General features: G+C 27.8%; 16 protein-coding genes and 1 pseudogene. 9 read left to right on the top strand and 8 right to left on the bottom strand.

What is annotated here, in order from left to right:
* Both AC1Q7N_RS10770 and AC1Q7N_RS10765 read right to left on the bottom strand, forming a co-directional pair.
* On the bottom strand, positions 1-511 hold a 511-nt coding region (locus AC1Q7N_RS10770; protein WP_492713197.1), incomplete at its 3' end, for a YSIRK-type signal peptide-containing protein.
* Between the two features lie 851 nt (positions 512-1,362).
* Positions 1,363-1,458: a type I toxin-antitoxin system Fst family toxin gene (locus tag AC1Q7N_RS10765; protein ID WP_126736094.1), complete on the bottom strand. Its 96-nt coding sequence runs from the start codon at positions 1,456-1,458 to the stop codon at positions 1,363-1,365.
* A gap of 501 nt (positions 1,459-1,959) precedes the next feature.
* Between AC1Q7N_RS10765 and AC1Q7N_RS10760 the strand changes: the two genes are divergently transcribed.
* The 4 genes from AC1Q7N_RS10760 to AC1Q7N_RS10745 all read left to right on the top strand — a co-directional run bounded on the left by AC1Q7N_RS10760 (position 1,960) and on the right by AC1Q7N_RS10745 (position 5,743).
* Positions 1,960-2,136, top strand: a complete 177-nt coding sequence (locus AC1Q7N_RS10760; RefSeq protein WP_157173423.1) for a hypothetical protein — start codon at positions 1,960-1,962, stop codon at positions 2,134-2,136.
* 20 nt (positions 2,137-2,156) lie between these two features.
* On the top strand, positions 2,157-2,378 hold the full coding sequence (locus AC1Q7N_RS10755; RefSeq protein ID WP_070863064.1) for a hypothetical protein: 222 nt from the start codon (positions 2,157-2,159) through the stop codon (positions 2,376-2,378).
* Between the two features lie 561 nt (positions 2,379-2,939).
* Complete coding sequence (locus AC1Q7N_RS10750) at positions 2,940-5,075, top strand: peptidase domain-containing ABC transporter (protein ID WP_070863063.1); 2,136 nt, start codon at positions 2,940-2,942, stop codon at positions 5,073-5,075.
* A gap of 14 nt (positions 5,076-5,089) precedes the next feature.
* Positions 5,090-5,743 (top strand): DsbA family protein, encoded by a 654-nt coding sequence (locus AC1Q7N_RS10745; RefSeq protein WP_070863062.1) that lies wholly within the window; start codon positions 5,090-5,092, stop codon positions 5,741-5,743.
* A 328-nt stretch (positions 5,744-6,071) separates the two neighbouring features.
* Here the strand turns inward: AC1Q7N_RS10745 and AC1Q7N_RS10740 are convergent, their stop codons facing one another.
* Complete coding sequence (locus tag AC1Q7N_RS10740) at positions 6,072-6,218, bottom strand: hypothetical protein (protein ID WP_176746168.1); 147 nt, start codon at positions 6,216-6,218, stop codon at positions 6,072-6,074.
* Positions 6,219-7,679: 1,461 nt separating this feature from the next.
* Entirely contained in the window at positions 7,680-8,615 is a 936-nt protein-coding gene (locus AC1Q7N_RS10735) for a replication initiator protein A (protein ID WP_070863052.1), read from the bottom strand.
* A gap of 439 nt (positions 8,616-9,054) precedes the next feature.
* Here AC1Q7N_RS10735 and AC1Q7N_RS10730 point away from each other — a divergent pair, with 439 nt between their 5' ends.
* Positions 9,055-9,822: a DUF536 domain-containing protein gene (locus AC1Q7N_RS10730; RefSeq protein ID WP_070863053.1), complete on the top strand. Its 768-nt coding sequence runs from the start codon at positions 9,055-9,057 to the stop codon at positions 9,820-9,822.
* A 687-nt stretch (positions 9,823-10,509) separates the two neighbouring features.
* Here AC1Q7N_RS10730 and AC1Q7N_RS10725 read toward each other — a convergent pair.
* Positions 10,510-11,373, bottom strand: coding sequence for a replication initiation protein (locus AC1Q7N_RS10725; RefSeq protein WP_070863054.1), 864 nt, complete (start codon positions 11,371-11,373; stop codon positions 10,510-10,512).
* Positions 11,374-11,790: 417 nt separating this feature from the next.
* Here AC1Q7N_RS10725 and AC1Q7N_RS10720 point away from each other — a divergent pair, with 417 nt between their 5' ends.
* Positions 11,791-12,351, top strand: a complete 561-nt coding sequence (locus tag AC1Q7N_RS10720) for an LOG family protein (protein ID WP_070817429.1) — start codon at positions 11,791-11,793, stop codon at positions 12,349-12,351.
* Between the two features lie 293 nt (positions 12,352-12,644).
* On the opposite strand, the pseudogene AC1Q7N_RS10715 reads toward AC1Q7N_RS10720, so the two are convergent.
* Both AC1Q7N_RS10715 and AC1Q7N_RS10710 read right to left on the bottom strand, forming a co-directional pair.
* Positions 12,645-12,797 (bottom strand): annotated as a pseudogene (locus tag AC1Q7N_RS10715) (hypothetical protein); the annotation flags it as partial.
* 830 nt (positions 12,798-13,627) lie between these two features.
* The gene (locus AC1Q7N_RS10710) at positions 13,628-13,789 is read right to left on the bottom strand and encodes a hypothetical protein (RefSeq protein ID WP_157173424.1); all 162 of its coding nucleotides are present in this window, start codon (positions 13,787-13,789) and stop codon (positions 13,628-13,630) included.
* A 374-nt stretch (positions 13,790-14,163) separates the two neighbouring features.
* On the opposite strand from AC1Q7N_RS10710, the gene AC1Q7N_RS10705 reads away from it, so the two are divergent.
* Entirely contained in the window at positions 14,164-14,616 is a 453-nt protein-coding gene (locus AC1Q7N_RS10705; RefSeq protein WP_050190806.1) for a plasmid mobilization protein, read from the top strand.
* A 68-nt stretch (positions 14,617-14,684) separates the two neighbouring features.
* Here the strand turns inward: AC1Q7N_RS10705 and AC1Q7N_RS10700 are convergent, their stop codons facing one another.
* Positions 14,685-15,437, bottom strand: a complete 753-nt coding sequence (locus AC1Q7N_RS10700) for a YiiX/YebB-like N1pC/P60 family cysteine hydrolase (RefSeq protein ID WP_225973769.1) — start codon at positions 15,435-15,437, stop codon at positions 14,685-14,687.
* A gap of 82 nt (positions 15,438-15,519) precedes the next feature.
* Between AC1Q7N_RS10700 and AC1Q7N_RS10695 the strand changes: the two genes are divergently transcribed.
* A complete protein-coding gene (locus AC1Q7N_RS10695; RefSeq protein ID WP_001829548.1) occupies positions 15,520-15,888 on the top strand; it encodes a DUF3139 domain-containing protein in 369 nt (122 codons plus the stop codon).
* Positions 15,889-16,017: 129 nt separating this feature from the next.
* Entirely contained in the window at positions 16,018-16,383 is a 366-nt protein-coding gene (locus AC1Q7N_RS10690) for a hypothetical protein (protein WP_070863056.1), read from the top strand.
* Positions 16,384-16,863: the final 480 nt, after the last annotated feature.

Here is a 16,863-nt window from a genome sequence, read left to right as displayed (position 1 = left end):
CTTCAGCTGTTGTTGCTTCTTCTTTAGTTGCTGGCTCTTCAGCTGTTGTTGCTTCTTCTTTAGTTGCTGGCTCTTCAGCTGTTGTTGCTTCTTCTTTAGTTGCTGGCTCTTCAGCTGTTGTTGCTTCCTCTTTAGTTGCTGGCTCTTCAGCTGTTGTTGCTTCTTCTTTAGTTGCTGGCTCTTCAACTGTTGTTGCTTCTTCTTTAGTTGCTGGCTCTTCAGCTGTTGTTGCTTCCTCTTTAGTTGCTGGCTCTTCAGCTGTTGTTGCTTCTTCTTTAGTTGCTGGCTCTTCAGCTGTTGTTGCTTCTTCTTTAGTTGCTGGCTCTTCAGCTGTTGCTACCTTTTCTTTAGTTGGTGAGTCGATTTTTTCTGCTGCTTCAGCTTCATTACTAACTCCTAAAAACAAAGTAGCTCCAACTAAAATAGAAGCTGTACCTACTGTAAATTTTCTAATCGAATACTTATTTAACGTGTTTGGTAAAAAATCTAAACGTTTTTTTGAATTTTTCAACAAATTCACTCCTTTGAAATTTCCTATAATTAAATTTTGTCTCAAACCAGTTCTAATTATAGCATTAAATATATTAATTATAAATGGAATTTCATTTATAACCAAACAAGATTTAATTGTATAAATTTATATCACTGATATGTTGAAGTGCTAATAATAAAATAGTTAATATCATTATTATCTTCTCTTAATTTTTTATTAGAATATCTTTCATAATTTCTTTTGTCGAAAAATCAGCTGTTTTCATTTCAACTGCTTTATACTTTGTTTCTACTGAATAAGATACTCTTTTCATAGAAAAAACACCTCCGCATGATTCATTTTAATATGAATTCAACGAAAGTGTTTTTATATAATTCTCACTACTTGGGGTCAGCCCATATTGAAATAATATAGAAATTGTCTTTTTTATAATTTTTTTGATTATTTTCAGCCCGTTAAACCGTTACTTTTCTTATATTAAATGTCATTAGTACAAATCCTAGTTCTCTTTTGGCTTTATCTATCCCTAGAACGAACATTCCAGAGATACCCAAAATAGCCTTTAAGATATTCCAATTATAATTCTTCATTATGTTTTCTATTATTGGTAATGATTATAATAACCATTACCAATAATAGAAAACTAAATTCTGAATACAAATACTTAAATATTTCTATACTATAGCTTATGATATTAATCAAAGATACTTCTCCTCTTTTTTAATATCAGCTGTTTTTGCATTCCTCTATTAACCAGTGTTATAATTTGATTAACAAATAGTGTACTAACATGATAAACACCGAGCCCGATAACTACTGCGAATAGTTATCGGGCTCTTTTGGTGTATTAGCTATATGTCGCCGCTAAATTACTTTTCACGATTATTCAGCCAATGAGAAAATAACGTGAGTATAACTCCTACTATGATAGGAGCTATAATAATTACAAATAGTGTACTGAACATGATGTCACCTCCTTCCATGCTAAATACAGCACAGAAGTGAACGACGACTTTTGTATTATATCATTTCTAATAATTGAGTTACAGATGACTTCCGATAAGTCATTTTATGTCAAAGTTAAGTAGCAGTTCTAATAATAAGTTCATTTTTTCAAATTTATAAGTTCCCTTATTATTATTTATATAATCTTTTTGAATTTTTGGTATAGTTTCTTTTTCTAATTTTTTATAATCTAGACATTTATGCTCTCCATATACGATTATTTCAATTTTCTCCTCTTTAATCCTTTCCATTATAGTCTTGATAATTTACTTAAAAAATGTCTTCTACCGAATAACTTCTTATCATTTATTATAGATCAATCAATATTTATTAAATTATTAAAAAAAGAATTATTCATTAAATGAAATTATAAATCTTAAAACTTTATTCATCTTTACTTTACAACACTTTAAAATACATCAGTTATACTAAAATTGATTTTTTGATAGGAGGTGAATCTAATGAAAAAATTAACAATAGAAAAAACTTATAAAGTTAATGGTGGAGAATGTAAAAAGAATGTAGCAAAAGGTGTCGTGAAAGGTGCTGCCGGTTTAATTAGAGGTGCTTTTAGCTTGAATCCAATTGAGGCAGGAATGGAAACTTATTCAGGTGCGAGAGAGGGATATTGTGATTAATATTGAATGGAGGATTAACTATGAAAAAAGTCAATACTAATGAATATACAAAAATCAATGGTGGTAATAGTAATGCACAATGTTTAAAGCAAATTGGAAAAAGTGGTGCTAAAACTGCTGCTACTGGAGCTCTTGCAGGAAGTGGAGTGCCTGGTGTAGGTACATTGGGTGGCGCATTACTCGGTGGTACATATGGTGTACTTGCAGGTTCAATGGATTGTGCTGCGGATAGAAATTTATAATATTAAATTAAGCTAAAAATCTATCACTGATGCATGGATTCAAGAATATTAGAAATTCAATTGGAAAAATGAGTTTTATTTAGATGTTATCTCATACTGAATTATAAGTATAATTGCTAATTATAGATTAAAAACATTAATCTCAAAATATAAATAATTCTATAATTATTTATATTTGTTAAATACTAAATAAAAGTTCTAAAAAACAAAAAGGCTCTATGTCAAATTGAATGATGTGCCTTAATATCGAGATTAAGCAATATTATGTTGTTTAATCTCTTTTTTTCGTGTGAGACAAAAAGAGATGAACTGATGATAGTTCGATTGTGCAAATTATCATCAGTTTTATAACCAAAAGATACCTCTTTATTAGTTTGATTTTATTATTATTACCCTATACTGTTAATTCTCTTAAAATTATAATATCTGGACGTAATTTAATACTATAAGAAATTGTAAATTGTTTCATTATTTTTAAATAATAAGCTTCCTTGTATTTAGCTATTAAGTAAAATAACATATAAATATGTTATCTCAAAATTTATATTGGGAGTTGTCAAATTGAAGATAAAATATATAGAACAATATGATGAAAAAGATTGTGGCCCTACTTGTTTAGCCATGATAAGTCGTTACTACGGAAAGAAAGTTTCAGTTTCTAAATTAAGAGAATATTGTGAAACTGATTTATATGGCACTAATCTGTTAGGAATGATAAAAGCATGCCAAAAAATTGGTTTTAATGCTGAAGGATTTCAGGTTGAAAAGTATGATGAGTTGTTAAGTGTTACCTCACCTTTTATTGCCCACATATTTAATGAAAAAGGATTTGACCACTTTGTTGTTATAGAAAAAGTAGAACAAGATGAATTGATAATGGTAGATCCAGCAAAGGGTAGATCAACTATAAAGCAAGAAGATTTTTTAAAATACTGGACCAATATTATATTGACTATTGAAAAAAATAGTGAGTTCACTAAAGAAAGTCGAGAGCCCTCTGTTTCAAACTTTTTTTTAATGATTTTAAAAAAGAATTATATTCATCTCATTTTTATTCTATTTTGCTCAATAGTAATTAGTGGTATTTCAATTGCAGGAGCTTTTTATTTTAAAATTTTAGTAGATAATATAATACCAGCCAACTTTTTAGAAAACTTACATAATTTATCAATAGGTATACTAGTTTTATATGTTTGCTACTTAATATCTACCTACTTACGATATTTTTTAGTATTGAACATGGGATTAAAAATAAACAAAACTTTGATGATGGATTATTATAAACATATTTTAAATTTACCTAAAAAGTTCTTTGACACGCGAAAAGACGGAGAAATTCTTTCTAGATTTAGAGATACTGATATTATAAGAGAAGCTTTTTCTTCTGTAACAGTAACATTGATAATGGATGTTTTAATGATCTTTGTAGGAACAGTTATACTCTTTAGCCAAAGTCCCAAGTTATTTTTAATTGTAGTCATATTATTACCTATTTATGCTTCTGTAATTCTTTTTTTTAAAAAGCCATTTGAAAAGTATAATAGACAAGAAATGGAAGCTAACGCAGAAGTAAGTTCTAAATTTATTGAAGGGATACGAGGTATAGATGCTATAAAGGGAAATATTGCTGAAAATAAATATTTTGCAAAAGTTAAAAAAGAATTTGATAATTTAATACAAAAAGCTTATAAATTAGGAACTTACACTAATATCCAAATGTCTATAAAGGAATTTTTAAATTTATTTACTACCCTTATAATACTTTGGATAGGATCATCAATGGTAATGAACAAACAGTTATCTTTAGGAGAATTATTAACTTTCAATGCTCTAGTAGTTTATTATTTCAGCCCTATTGAACACCTCTTACAATCTCAACATACTATTCAATCAGCTATAGTGGCTACAAAAAGAGTGAACGAAATATTAGATTTAGATACAGAAATTGAAAAAGACAAGTATGATCTAAAAGATATTAATTCTATTGTATTTAAATCATTATCCTTTAGTTATGGTTATCGTAAAGAAGTTTTAAAAAATATAAATTTTGAAATAAAAGACGATGAGTGCATAGCTTTAATAGGTGAAAGTGGCTCTGGAAAATCTACGATAGCAAACCTTATATTAAAATATTATTCTACAAATAATAACCATATATTTTTTAATAATATTGATATTAATAAAATTTCAAATAAAAGTTTGAGAAATATTATAGGTTATGTCCCCCAAACTACCTATATTTTTTTTGGTACTGTAATGGAAAATTTAATATTAGGTGTTGGCTATATGCCAAGTAGAAATGAAATTATAAAAGCTTGCAAGATTGCTCAAGCACACGAATTTATTTTAGATTTACCGCATGGTTATGAAACAATGTTAGAAAATAATGGCGATAATCTTTCAGGTGGACAAAAACAAAGAATTGAAATAGCAAGAGCTATCTTAAAAAACCCAAAATTATTATTATTAGATGAACCAACTAGCTCCTTGGATTCTACAACAAGTAAATTAGTTATTGAAAACTTAAAGGAAATTAACTGTCCAAAACTTGTTATTACTCATGATCTCAATTTAGTAAAAAACTTTGATAAATTGATAGTTCTAGATAAAGGAGAAATAAAAGAAATAGGTACTCATAGTCAATTACTTTCTATTAATGGTTTATATAGTGACTTATGGTCTATACAAAACAAGTAAAAGAGAGGGATATTATGCGTGATTTTTTTAAATATATACTGCCATGTATCGTTATAATTCTTTTAATAATAATATCATTTTTCTTTTTTAAACAAGTAAGTTTAAAAGATAATAATATTGATAAGTTAAATAGAGACACAAGATACTCACCCTCAATAGGTGAAAAAGGCTCTAAAAACTTAATAATAGAGTTTATGGATTTCAAATGTCCTTATTGTAAAAAATTAGAGCAAACCTCTTTTAAAAAATTGGAAAATAAAAAGTTCTTAAAAAAAAATAATGTGGAATTACGAATAGTTAATGCCTCTATACTAGGCAAAGACTCTATAAAAGCAGCACGAGCTGGTCATGCTTTAAATATATATTATCCTGAAAAATATGAAGACTTTCATAAAGAATTATTTAAACAACAACCTAATAGTGAAAGAACATGGATTAATAATAAAGTTATAGATGAAACTTTAGACAGTTTGCATATCCCAGAAAAAAAGTTAAAAAAAATTAAAATATCATATAAAACAAAAAATAGTAAATCTTGGAAAGCCACAGATAAAGACAAATATTTATATAGGAAGTATAATATTGACTACGTTCCTTCTGTTTATGTAAATGGCAAATTTATAAAGGACCCATACAAAATAAAAAATATAAAAGAGTATCTTCAATAATTTTTATAATTTATATATAAAAATGTTATTATTTAAAAGGTGGAAGAAATAAAAAATAGTATGGTTACTTTTATTTTTCTCTTTAATTGTTCTTTTGCTTATCATAACAAAAAATTAAAATTCTAAACAAAAAGGACTGATGATAAAATGGCACTGAACCCTTAAAATGGGAAGTTAATAAAAACACTATGTTCTAGGCTGCTAATTCTCTGTATTTTACAGGGGATAAGTAGCCTAGTTTTTGTTGAATTCGATTATTTTTATAGTATCAAGACAAGAAAAAAACTCGTTTTCAACTCATTTCAAAAATCAAAAGCGAAAACTAAAATTAACCCTCTTTATCGTCTTTTTCTAAACCAATAATCAATAAAACAAAAACAGACAAAAGCATAAATGGGAAAAATAAAGAAGTAGCTAAAAAACCTATAATCATAATTAAGTAAAACGAATCAATTTTATAATTTCCAAATTTCATACAAAAAACTCCTTTTGTTTTCTTTTCAAAAAATAAAATTGCTTTATTGACATTGAGCCTTGGAACCCTTAACAATCCCAAAACTTGTCGAATGGTCGGCTTAATAGCTCACGCTATGCCGACGCCGACATTCGTCTTCAAGTTTAGTTAAAGGTTCTTTTCGGCATAAATACGTGTTTTACTTTTCATTTTTTATTCTGCCTATATTTGCAATTTAAGATACATTTAGATCACTTAAGGGGGGGGTTTATATTTATACTATTTAACGACTCTTAAAATACAAATATAAGCTAAATTAAAAATCAGAAAAACAAACAAATAAAAATAGAGGAGTCTTAAGAGTCTTGAAGCGTCCTGAAGCCTATGAAATCGGTAAAAAAAGGAGTATTCTGACAATTAAAAATGGTCTTGTCATAATTGTAAAGAGTCTGTAATATTAGTTGATTTTACACTTAATCTCATTGATAGTAGTATAGGCTATAAACGTTGAAATAACAGTATTTATAACGATTTTTTGAAAGGACACGAGCAAAATGGCTAGTAGGATAATCCTTCAGCTATGCTGAATACCACCAAAGGTGGTACTGGATTTCCTTATGCTCATGTCAAATACTCTTTCAAAAGACTCTCAAGTTTGTAATATTTCCAAAAATAAAACGTGTTTGAAGACAAAAGTGACTATTCTTTTCTTCATTTTTTACTTTAAGTGCTTATTTTTATCTTCAAAATAATCATTGTTAGTAAAATGATTGGAGATTAAAAAAGAGAAAACTAAATAAAAATTTTTACTTAGTTTGGGATAAAAAAGTTCAAATTTAAAATTATATTCGGCCCATGTCTTGAACATTAACGACTTATTTTTTATTTATGATACATATCAGTTGAATCTGAATTTTGATTTTTTGGAATGATGAATTAAATCTTTTCTTTCCAAACATTAACAAAATAAATAGCAAAAACTATCTTACTAAATCACCTTTATAACTAAGAATGATAGATAAAGAATATAAAAACGGTTAACGTTTTTATATTTTTAAAAGCTAAAACTACTCTAAATGATCATTTTATTTTCATGCTTATTTGAAATATTTGAAACATTATTAAATGAATAATAATTCTTTATAGAAAAAAATAAGACTAAAACAGAAACGTTTTAGTCCCACCTATTTGCTTAATTACATTATATTTTTAGATTTACTCAATTGCCATTGAAGATAAAGTTCGACTGCAGTTAAAAGAACATTAATCATTGCCAATGTAACTTTAATCTTTTTCTTATTACTCATATATGTTCCTCCTTTCTTTAATAGCAGCATATTATGTTGTGAAATTGTGACATTGTATTGATGTTATTTTGTTATCTCCTCCCTTACCTTTCGCTTGATCTAGGTGGTTGCCTTAGCAACCACTTGTTAATAAAAAAAGAGAACATCTATTTAAAGATGCTCTCTAATTGAATCATTATTGATTAAATAAAGAAGTAATTGGTAAATTATCGCGTCGCTTATTAAGTGTATGCATTTCTGCAAATTCCGATTTAAGAGATTTCATAAGATACCCTTGCATGGCTTCAACGGTTTCATTTTTTTGAATAAGCATGGCTTTAAAACGTTTAAGAACATGAAGTATTTCGATTTCCATATCTTCTAATAAATAATATGTATTAATAGAATTATTAAAGGAAGTCTTGGCTTTTAATAATACAGGTTTGATGATTTTAATTTCCACTACAGAAAAGTTACTTAAATAACTTTGAATATTTTGAGGTAGTTCTTCGAGTAATTGAAACTTTAAGGCTTCATCATTAAATTTTGAATTATAGTGATATGAATGATTTGTTTGATTATTACTATATGTCAATTTCTTATCATTCAAATCATCCGTATCATTATTCTCAGTCTTAATATAATTAGTATCATTATAATTAGTATCATTAGACTGTGAATTTAGAAGTTCTTGACCACCCAAATTCATAGTTCTAGAACTTCCAAATTCATTGTTCTGGAACAATGAATTTGGAAGTTCCTTGCTATGACTGGCTTTAATGTCATAATTAGGTTTTAATAGGTATAATCTATTTGGTTTATTAAGGCCAACACGTTCTTGAATTAGTAAATTAAAACTTATTAACTCTTTTTTTAATTTTATAATTTTTTGTTCTGCGTAACCTAAGTATTCGCACAAATGTTTATTACTGAAAATAAAGTAAATATTATTATTTTTATCTACCCATTCATTTTGGATGGATAATTCAAAGCGATCTTTTAATAACGCATACATAATTTTGGCTTCCGCCGACATTTTTTTAAAATATGCATCTTCAAATAAATATTTAGGCAGTTGATAAAATCTTTCAGTTTTTACTTGTGATAAATTGTATTTCTCAAAATTGGGCATAATAAAAACCTCATTTCCATTTTTAGAATTGAGGTAATAAAACAATTTTTACGTAAGTTATATGTTTTGTGCTTGCACTTAGATGATTAGATAGATATAATACAAGTATCAAAAAATATATAAACAAACGAGTGCGAATCGTTTTATTACCGAGAGTCGATGCTACGCCAATAGCATTGACTCTTTTAGTATTTATAAAGTAATATTAACACTTTTAAGAAAGTATATAAAGAGTTTTAAATGTAGTTAAAAGTACATTACCATTACAAAATGTGTAGTTCTTTATTTTAGTACCTAATTATACGACAAAAACATCTTATAGGGGGGGATTAGGTATCTAGGTAGTTAATAGGTAGTAAATTTAGGGGGTAAATAGTGAAATAAATTTCATTAGGTGGTAAAATTTAGGTACTAAATTAGGTACCTAAGGGTGGATGTTATGAGAACTATTAAAATGGTTGCTGATGAATTAGGTGTAACTAAACAAACTATTGTTAATAATGCTAAAAGTTTAAATATATCATTTGAAAAAGAAAATGGGATTAATTATATTGATGATAATGATTGTTTGAAAATTATAGAAAAAATCACTAAGAAAGAGAGTACAACTCAAAATAAAGAATCAGTAAAAAAAGAAAAGTCTGGTGAGAATACTGCAAAAGTAGAAAAGAATATACATAATATTTCAAATAGTTCTGAGACATTAAAAACAAAAGTAAACGAATTAGAAAAGCAAATAGAAATCTTTGAAACTAGAGCTAAAAATGATGAAAAATATATTGAGAATCTAACTAGGCAATTAGATCAACAAAATAGCAATGTTAATGCATTAAATAAATTGTTGGAGAATCAACAAATATTAGCTTTAGAAAGCAATAAAAAAATTCAAAAACTAGAAAGTCAATTAGAAGAAGAAAGACAGCTTAATTATTCTTTTGATACAGTAGCGAATACTAAACAAAATATTAATCCGCAAGAAGCAACTTTTACTGAAGAATCTAAAAATACCAACCAACAACAAAAAAAACGCCAACCGACAGAAATAAATCATAAGAATATAGTCAAAGAGAAAAAGAATGATATTACAAATGAAGATGAATTTACAAAAGAGGATAAGTTCGTTGAAGAAACGAAGAGTGATCCTGATGATAATAGGAAGGTAGAACCACCTAAAAAGGGATTTTGGAGTCGATTCTTCGGTAATTAAAAATGAATGTAAAAGGTGTATCAAGAGTTTATAAATCCTTGATACACCTTTTATAGTGATGGAACTCCTGATAATCAGTAATTATGTTAACTCACCACAAAGGGACAAACGCTGAAATGACGGCGTTTGTCCCTTTGTGGTTGGATTATCGATTATGCATCTTTTATACATCATTGATTTCACGCGTTTTCATAAGTTTTCATTCACAGAAGTTTTGTATCTTTATTCAGTTATCAATGTCTAAGTGTTGCATACTGTATGCGTGCATACATATCATGTGAACTCGTGCAGTATAGAGAAATTTTGTTATACTAAAAAAGCACTTCCTGTGCAGAAGGGAGGTGTCACATACAATGATAATCTTGCTATTTGTACTAGATAAGCTCATTTTTCCAATTATCGTTGGGTATGTTCTTTATCTATTACAACAAGAACATAAGTAAAAAGAAACCCCCCAGCGTGCCGGCTGGGGGTTTTCACATACAATGATATATCTGCTATTTGTTACTTTCAGTATATCTTGTAACTTCTTTATTTGCAATAAAATTACAAGTCTTACTCATGAAAATCTGTAATTTCTTTACAATAGTAAATTAGTTATTTCTTATCATTTTTTCTTTTTTAGTGATAAGAAAAATCCCATTATTAAAGGAAATAAAAGTAAAATATAGATGTAGCTCATTTAAATTATTGTTCCTCCCATTTTGCTTCTAATTGACGTTGAAATGCCTCTCGATCTTGTTTTAATTTTGTATCTTCATTATGTAACTCTTGAGATTGTTTATATATCTTTTCGTCTAACCATTTAGGTGTTTTTTCACGATTGGTATATTGGCGCGACTTACCTATATTAGTCATTTGTGGTTGTCGCTTGTTGTGAATGCGTTTCTCAGCGTCAAAGGTAAACTCTAACCATTCAATTTTATGTCCTTTTTTAGCTTTGATCTTATTAATATGAAGGTTATTAAAAATTGAAGAAAGCTCATTAATTATTGGTTTTAATACACGTTTAGTTATATCATTCATCTGATAAGTCTTAGGTATATCTAGACGATTTTTAAAGTCAGCTATATTTATTTTTACATAACCAGTATGTTTATATTGTTTAAGCAATCTAAACATGTTTTTAGCGTAAGTAGATTTAAGATGCGTCATTTCTTTTAATTCAAATTTCGTAAAATCAGCTGTTATAGAATTTAAAATATGTTTTAAATCATAATTAACACTAATAGATAAACATTCTTCGTCTAAATCTACTTTGTATGAAGTAAATAAAACAAATTTTTCAAAAGACCTACCATTACGTTCAACATACGTTAAATTCAACATTTTATCGTATACGTGTTCTAAATCATTAATAAAACGTTCTTGAGAACGTGTATAGTAATTACTTAAATATTTTAATTCTTCAAAAGGAATAATTACTTTTCTCGTATCCTGTTCTTTAAGTTTATTGCATAATGTAAAGAATAAATCTACTTCAGTACTTGTAAAACGTCTTAATGGAACTAAATTCATTTCATTTCTATATACTACTGTTTCACTAGACATAAAAAACTCCTCTCTAAATATATAAGTGACTTAAATTTAAAAATGTCCCTTTTAACATCTCTAATCTCTTGTCACTCTAAGTATCAAATAGTCTCTAAAAAGATTTTAAAAAGATTTATAAAAATATATTAAAAAGGTCAGGGGGCTCTCCCTTATTGAACTAATATACTAATTCAGTAATTAAAGTTATTATTGCTCTTAATTAACTTATTAAGAGTTTTTTTGCTAAACTAATTGAAATTCTTTGTTTAATGAGATTTTCAACACTTAAGCTATAATGATCCGATAATCTTAAAAGATTGTAAGTATCTGACAAATATTTATCATTTTCCTACTTGCTTATCGTTTGAATGGAAACTCGTTTCAAAACCATCACTCTTAGTTTGTTAACATTAAGACAAGAAAGGAGTAATAAAAATGAATATCATAGTCTATTGCGGAGCAAGCAAGGGAAACAAAAAAGAATACGAAAATAGTGCAATTCTATTAGGAGAATGGATAGCTAAAAATAATCACACTCTAGTTTTTGGTGGAGGAAATGCAGGACTAATGGGAACAATTGCAAATACTGTAATACATAATAACGGGAAAACAATTGGTGTAATGCCTACGTTTTTACAACAAAGAGAATTAGCACATGATAAATTAGACGAACTGATAATCGTGGAAAGTATGTCTGAAAGAAAAGAAGTTATTTTGGAAAAAGGCGATGTATGCATAGCACTTCCTGGTGGACCTGGAACTTTAGAAGAAATAACTGAAGTTGTATCGTGGTCAAGAGTTGGACAAAACAAAAATCCATGTATTTTTTTCAACACAAATAATTATTATTCTCTTATCGAACAATTCTACAATCAAATGGTTTCAAACGAGTTTTTAACTCAAGAAGATAGAGATAAAATACTATTCTCAAACTCATTCCAAGAAATTGAAGAATTTATAGAAAACTATAAAGCACCAAAAGTAAGAACTTATTAATCAAAATTGCTTTATTAACGTAGAACCTCCGAGCTCTTAACAATCCCTGAACTTATCAAATTGTTAAATAGTTTTTTAATGAGGTAAAAATAAATAAGTGTTAAAGTAAGAATATAGCATTATCGACAATAAAATTGAAGGAGGAGCCCAATCTCCTCCTTACAGAATTATCTTAGTAATTCTATAATTAAAGTTACGATAGCTCTTAATAAGTTAATTAAGCTTACTAAAATTTTTGATTTCTTCTTGTAAGTCAAAAATCCCTTAGCATTTACTCGCTAAGGGATTTTTTATTAATCACTATTTTTATAACCTTCCAAAATATCATTAACTTGTCTATTCGGAATTTCAGGAACATTTCTTATACTACATAAAAACTCTTCAAAGTCTTTTTTAGTTACCTTATTTTCATTCATTGTTAATTCCAGCAAATAATCATTCAACTCACACTCACTTAAACCAAAGTTTGACCGACTACAGATACCCAATAGGCAATACTACGAGCAGTAGAGTCTTTTATACTATTACCCATTAATGTTTAAGCGACTTGACCTTCCACATTACCCCATGTAGCTTGTTCTTGTTTTAAAATATTATTTAAGGCTAGCTCAACGCACAATAAATTTTCTCGGAATAAATACGTGTGATATGCTCAATACAGTGCTCATTTTTAATTGCACAGCATTATAGCTATTCTCCAGACCACTCAAAAATGAGTGGTTCTTTTATTTTGCATTTTAAGCTCTTTCTAGGACATTTTTTATTCCACGTATAAAAAAATTACCTAAAAACTTTTTTCGTTCAACAGAGAAGCTATAAATCGCTTTAAATTTTCTTTCTCAAAACTTTTAGAAAGAAAAATGTATTTTTTATCTCGATTGCTCTTCTCAGCAAAAAGCTAAAGCCTAAAAAATAGGTGTAAAATGTAACTTTAACATTTTAAATTAAATTAAAGAGCATAAGAGGAATCCTGCACAAAATGTCTCCATTCGGTATCCATTTTTGTTAAAAACATTGATTTGACAGTGTCAAATAGGATTCCTTTTTATGCGCTGAGATTTTTTATATGGAGACCGAATGTATACTAAAAAGCTACTGAATAGATCCTCAAAATTAAAAATGGATACCGAATGGAGACATAAAAATGGAGCCATTTGGTATACATTTTTATGAAATCTTTACAAAAAATATTATTATATTTAGACAGCATTACAAATTTTTTAAGAAGTAATTTTGCTTTTCGAAATTCCAAATTGCTGTAATTGAATATGCTTTTTCATCGTATCAATCGTTGATACCCATCAACAATTACTTTTTTCGTTTGTCCACGTTCAACATCAAAGCTATGCTGGCATAGATAGTCTGTTAATTCGTCATGTATTTCTTTACCTTTAACATCACTCATTTTATTCTTCTGCTCATTCCAAGCTAACTTCAATTCAAGCCACCTCTTTGAAGGTTTTGATTTGCTTGTGGTTCTCTACTTTCAACAATACTTCGCTGATGGATAATGACGGATACTCTCAAAGTGATGTCTCAAAAATACGAGGCTGTTTTACAATGAGAGTATATCGAGCTCTGGCGAGGACCTAACTGCATTCAAAAGTATACTTTTGAATGCAGTTTTATAGCTAACAAATGACATACATTTTATCAAACAAATATATTTAATAATGTGTATGTTATTTGTTAGCTCACAACACCTCGAAATATATATATACATATGCATTAGCATACATATGTATGCTATATTAATATAAATATAAGCATACATGTGTGTGCTTATATTTATATTGATTATGAGGTGATTAAATGCCAAAAAAACAAAGTTCGAAAGAAAAAATCTTAACCGTTCGTGTTAGTCAAGCGCAATACAAAAAGATACAAGATTTAGCCTACATACGTAGTATGAATGTCACAGAATATATACGCCAAACAGCTGTGGGTAATCGGATTAAACCGACGGTCATTGAATATCCAAAAGAACAAACAACGATAGATGATTATAATTCTAATAATGATACGAATGATTGGCATGAAATCATTGAACAGCTGAAGAACGATAACGAGACACTCAAATCTAACAATCAAGAACTTCAGCAACATATTCATCAGCTGGAAGATGAGATAGACCCAATGAGACAAGAAAATGACGTTTTTCATCATTTATTACAACATTTTGATAGTACAGCATTTATGAACTTCAATACATATCGTGATGATCGCCCATTAAAAAATGCGATTAAACGATTGAAAGAACAATAAAAAAGTAAGCGACTACGATAATTGATAGTCGCTTACTTTTTTATTTTAGATTACATGATTGCTTAATTTTAGAAAAATGTTTTAACTTTTTTAGCTCCTTTAATATTTTTAGGAAGATTATATGGGTTAAAGTAGTGATAAACACCTGTTGAATTTACAGACTTTTTACCTGCACCGAAATAATACGATTGCCAAACAAGTTTTGAACAATATGTGTGATGTGTATCATTTATATTGGAATTTAAAGAATATGTAATACTTTTTCTTTTTTGACCTGCTTGTTTTAATGCCCAATTAGCAGCTTTATTTCTTTTTTTCTTACTAGTTCGATAAACTTTTACCCACAGTTTATCATGACGTTTAGCTCTTTTATTATGTATAAATTTTTTATAAGAGTTTCTCGCTGGATGGTGACCATATCCTCTAATTTCTACAATATGACCTTTTCCAGTATATATTGCTGCATGACCTGGAATACCTAGTTTTGCATAAGAAGCATTATTGGTTATTAAAATATCTCCACGTCTTGGCTTAAACTTTTTCTTTTTTGAAAATGTTTGATATTGTTCTTCCTTCATTTCTTGTTGAGCTTCTTGCTCCATTTGATATTTAGCACGATAGTTTTCTTCTTGGAACTTTTTCCACTGTTTATAAGTGGTAGATTTATCAATTAAATTATTCTTTCTTAAATTATCATATTGTTGTCGAAAATCATGTGGTTGATTTTTATACTCTTGTGCATGAGATTGCATGGGTAACATAATAATTATTACTGATGTAATTAAACAGATTTTAAAAAGAAATTTTTGGTAAGTCTTCAATATTATTTAACTCCTTTATGATAAAATATTTTACATATAGACATTATCATAAAAATTATTAAAAAAGAGGAATTATACAAAAATGAAGAAAATCTTAAAAATATTAATAACTTCTATTATTGTTATCATTATTACCTTAACAGTTTGGACTTTTAGTGTGATTACTTATCAGAAACACAAGAGTGAGAAAATCATCGATCACGTTATAGAACGTAAGGGTTGGGATAAAAAAATAAAAAATGAAAAAATGAGTTTTAATATTATGATGGGATATGCTGAAAAAGATATTGTTTTTAAAGATCAACCATATAGTGAGTATGAGTATAACGTGACACCAGCACCAGCACCATGGACAGATGATAAAGAATATAAGGTGTGGGGGGAAACAGATTTACAAAAGAAAGACTCCTATTATAAATATCTTTTAGAATCAGAACCTTACAGAAAATAATATAAATGTATAACATAATAAAAAATAGAGATCATTCATCTACCACTTAGAGACAGCGTAGACTTCTACCTAATTATATTAATAAAATGATATTGAAGAAAAAATAATATTGAAAAGAGAAATTTTAAAATGAAATGGTTAAAAATTACTATATTAATTTTATCTTTAGTTCCAATAGAATTTATCGGATTATTTACTGATTATCAAACAGGTTTATTAATAGGTTACATCCCATTTATAATAGTTGCTATATTAATAAGTATATCTATTTTTAAATTCGGCTTAAAAAATAATATAAGTATTATAATAAGTAGATGTATTGGAACATTTCTTTCTTGGGAATGTGTTCATTGGTTTATGAATCATTATGAACCGGAATTTTACTTTGAACCTTTTATGGCTGACGATTTTGCATTATTTTTAGGAGCTATTCATTTCATAGTTATTATGCTTATATATTTAGTTATCTATGGTTTTTCTCATCGCAATAATTAACTATTATGTTACTTATATTAAAGGACACAAAGATTAATTTAACAATGTTTGTGTTTTTGAGTATTTATACAAAGGCACTACCCATAATCATCGATTATGTTAATTCTAAACTCCAATAATTACTCAATATGCTAAAAATTAAAAATTAAAATGATTTAATTTAGCGTCTATTACGTGATTAAACATATTGCATCACTATATCTAATAAAATATATTTCTTAACTCGACCTTAGGGAAGCCTAACATTATAATTAGGGTATGTTAATTATTTAACATATATAATCTTTACTGTATTGAAAAACTTTGGATGAGTTACTTTGATACAGTTCTCCTAATTAATAACATTTTGTCTGAGAATTATCTCAAACATTCCCTTTGCACATTTTGAATACGTTAAAGTTTGTTATTAAAAACATACTAAGATTAGCTATGAAGAAATCTATGACGATAGATTTTTTCATAGCTATTTTTTATAGTTAT

Source organism: Staphylococcus sp. GW823-FHT05F06 (genome assembly GCF_058795495.1).
The sequence above is the reverse complement of the archived record's forward strand: the minus strand, read 5'-3'. Positions and strand labels throughout refer to the sequence as shown.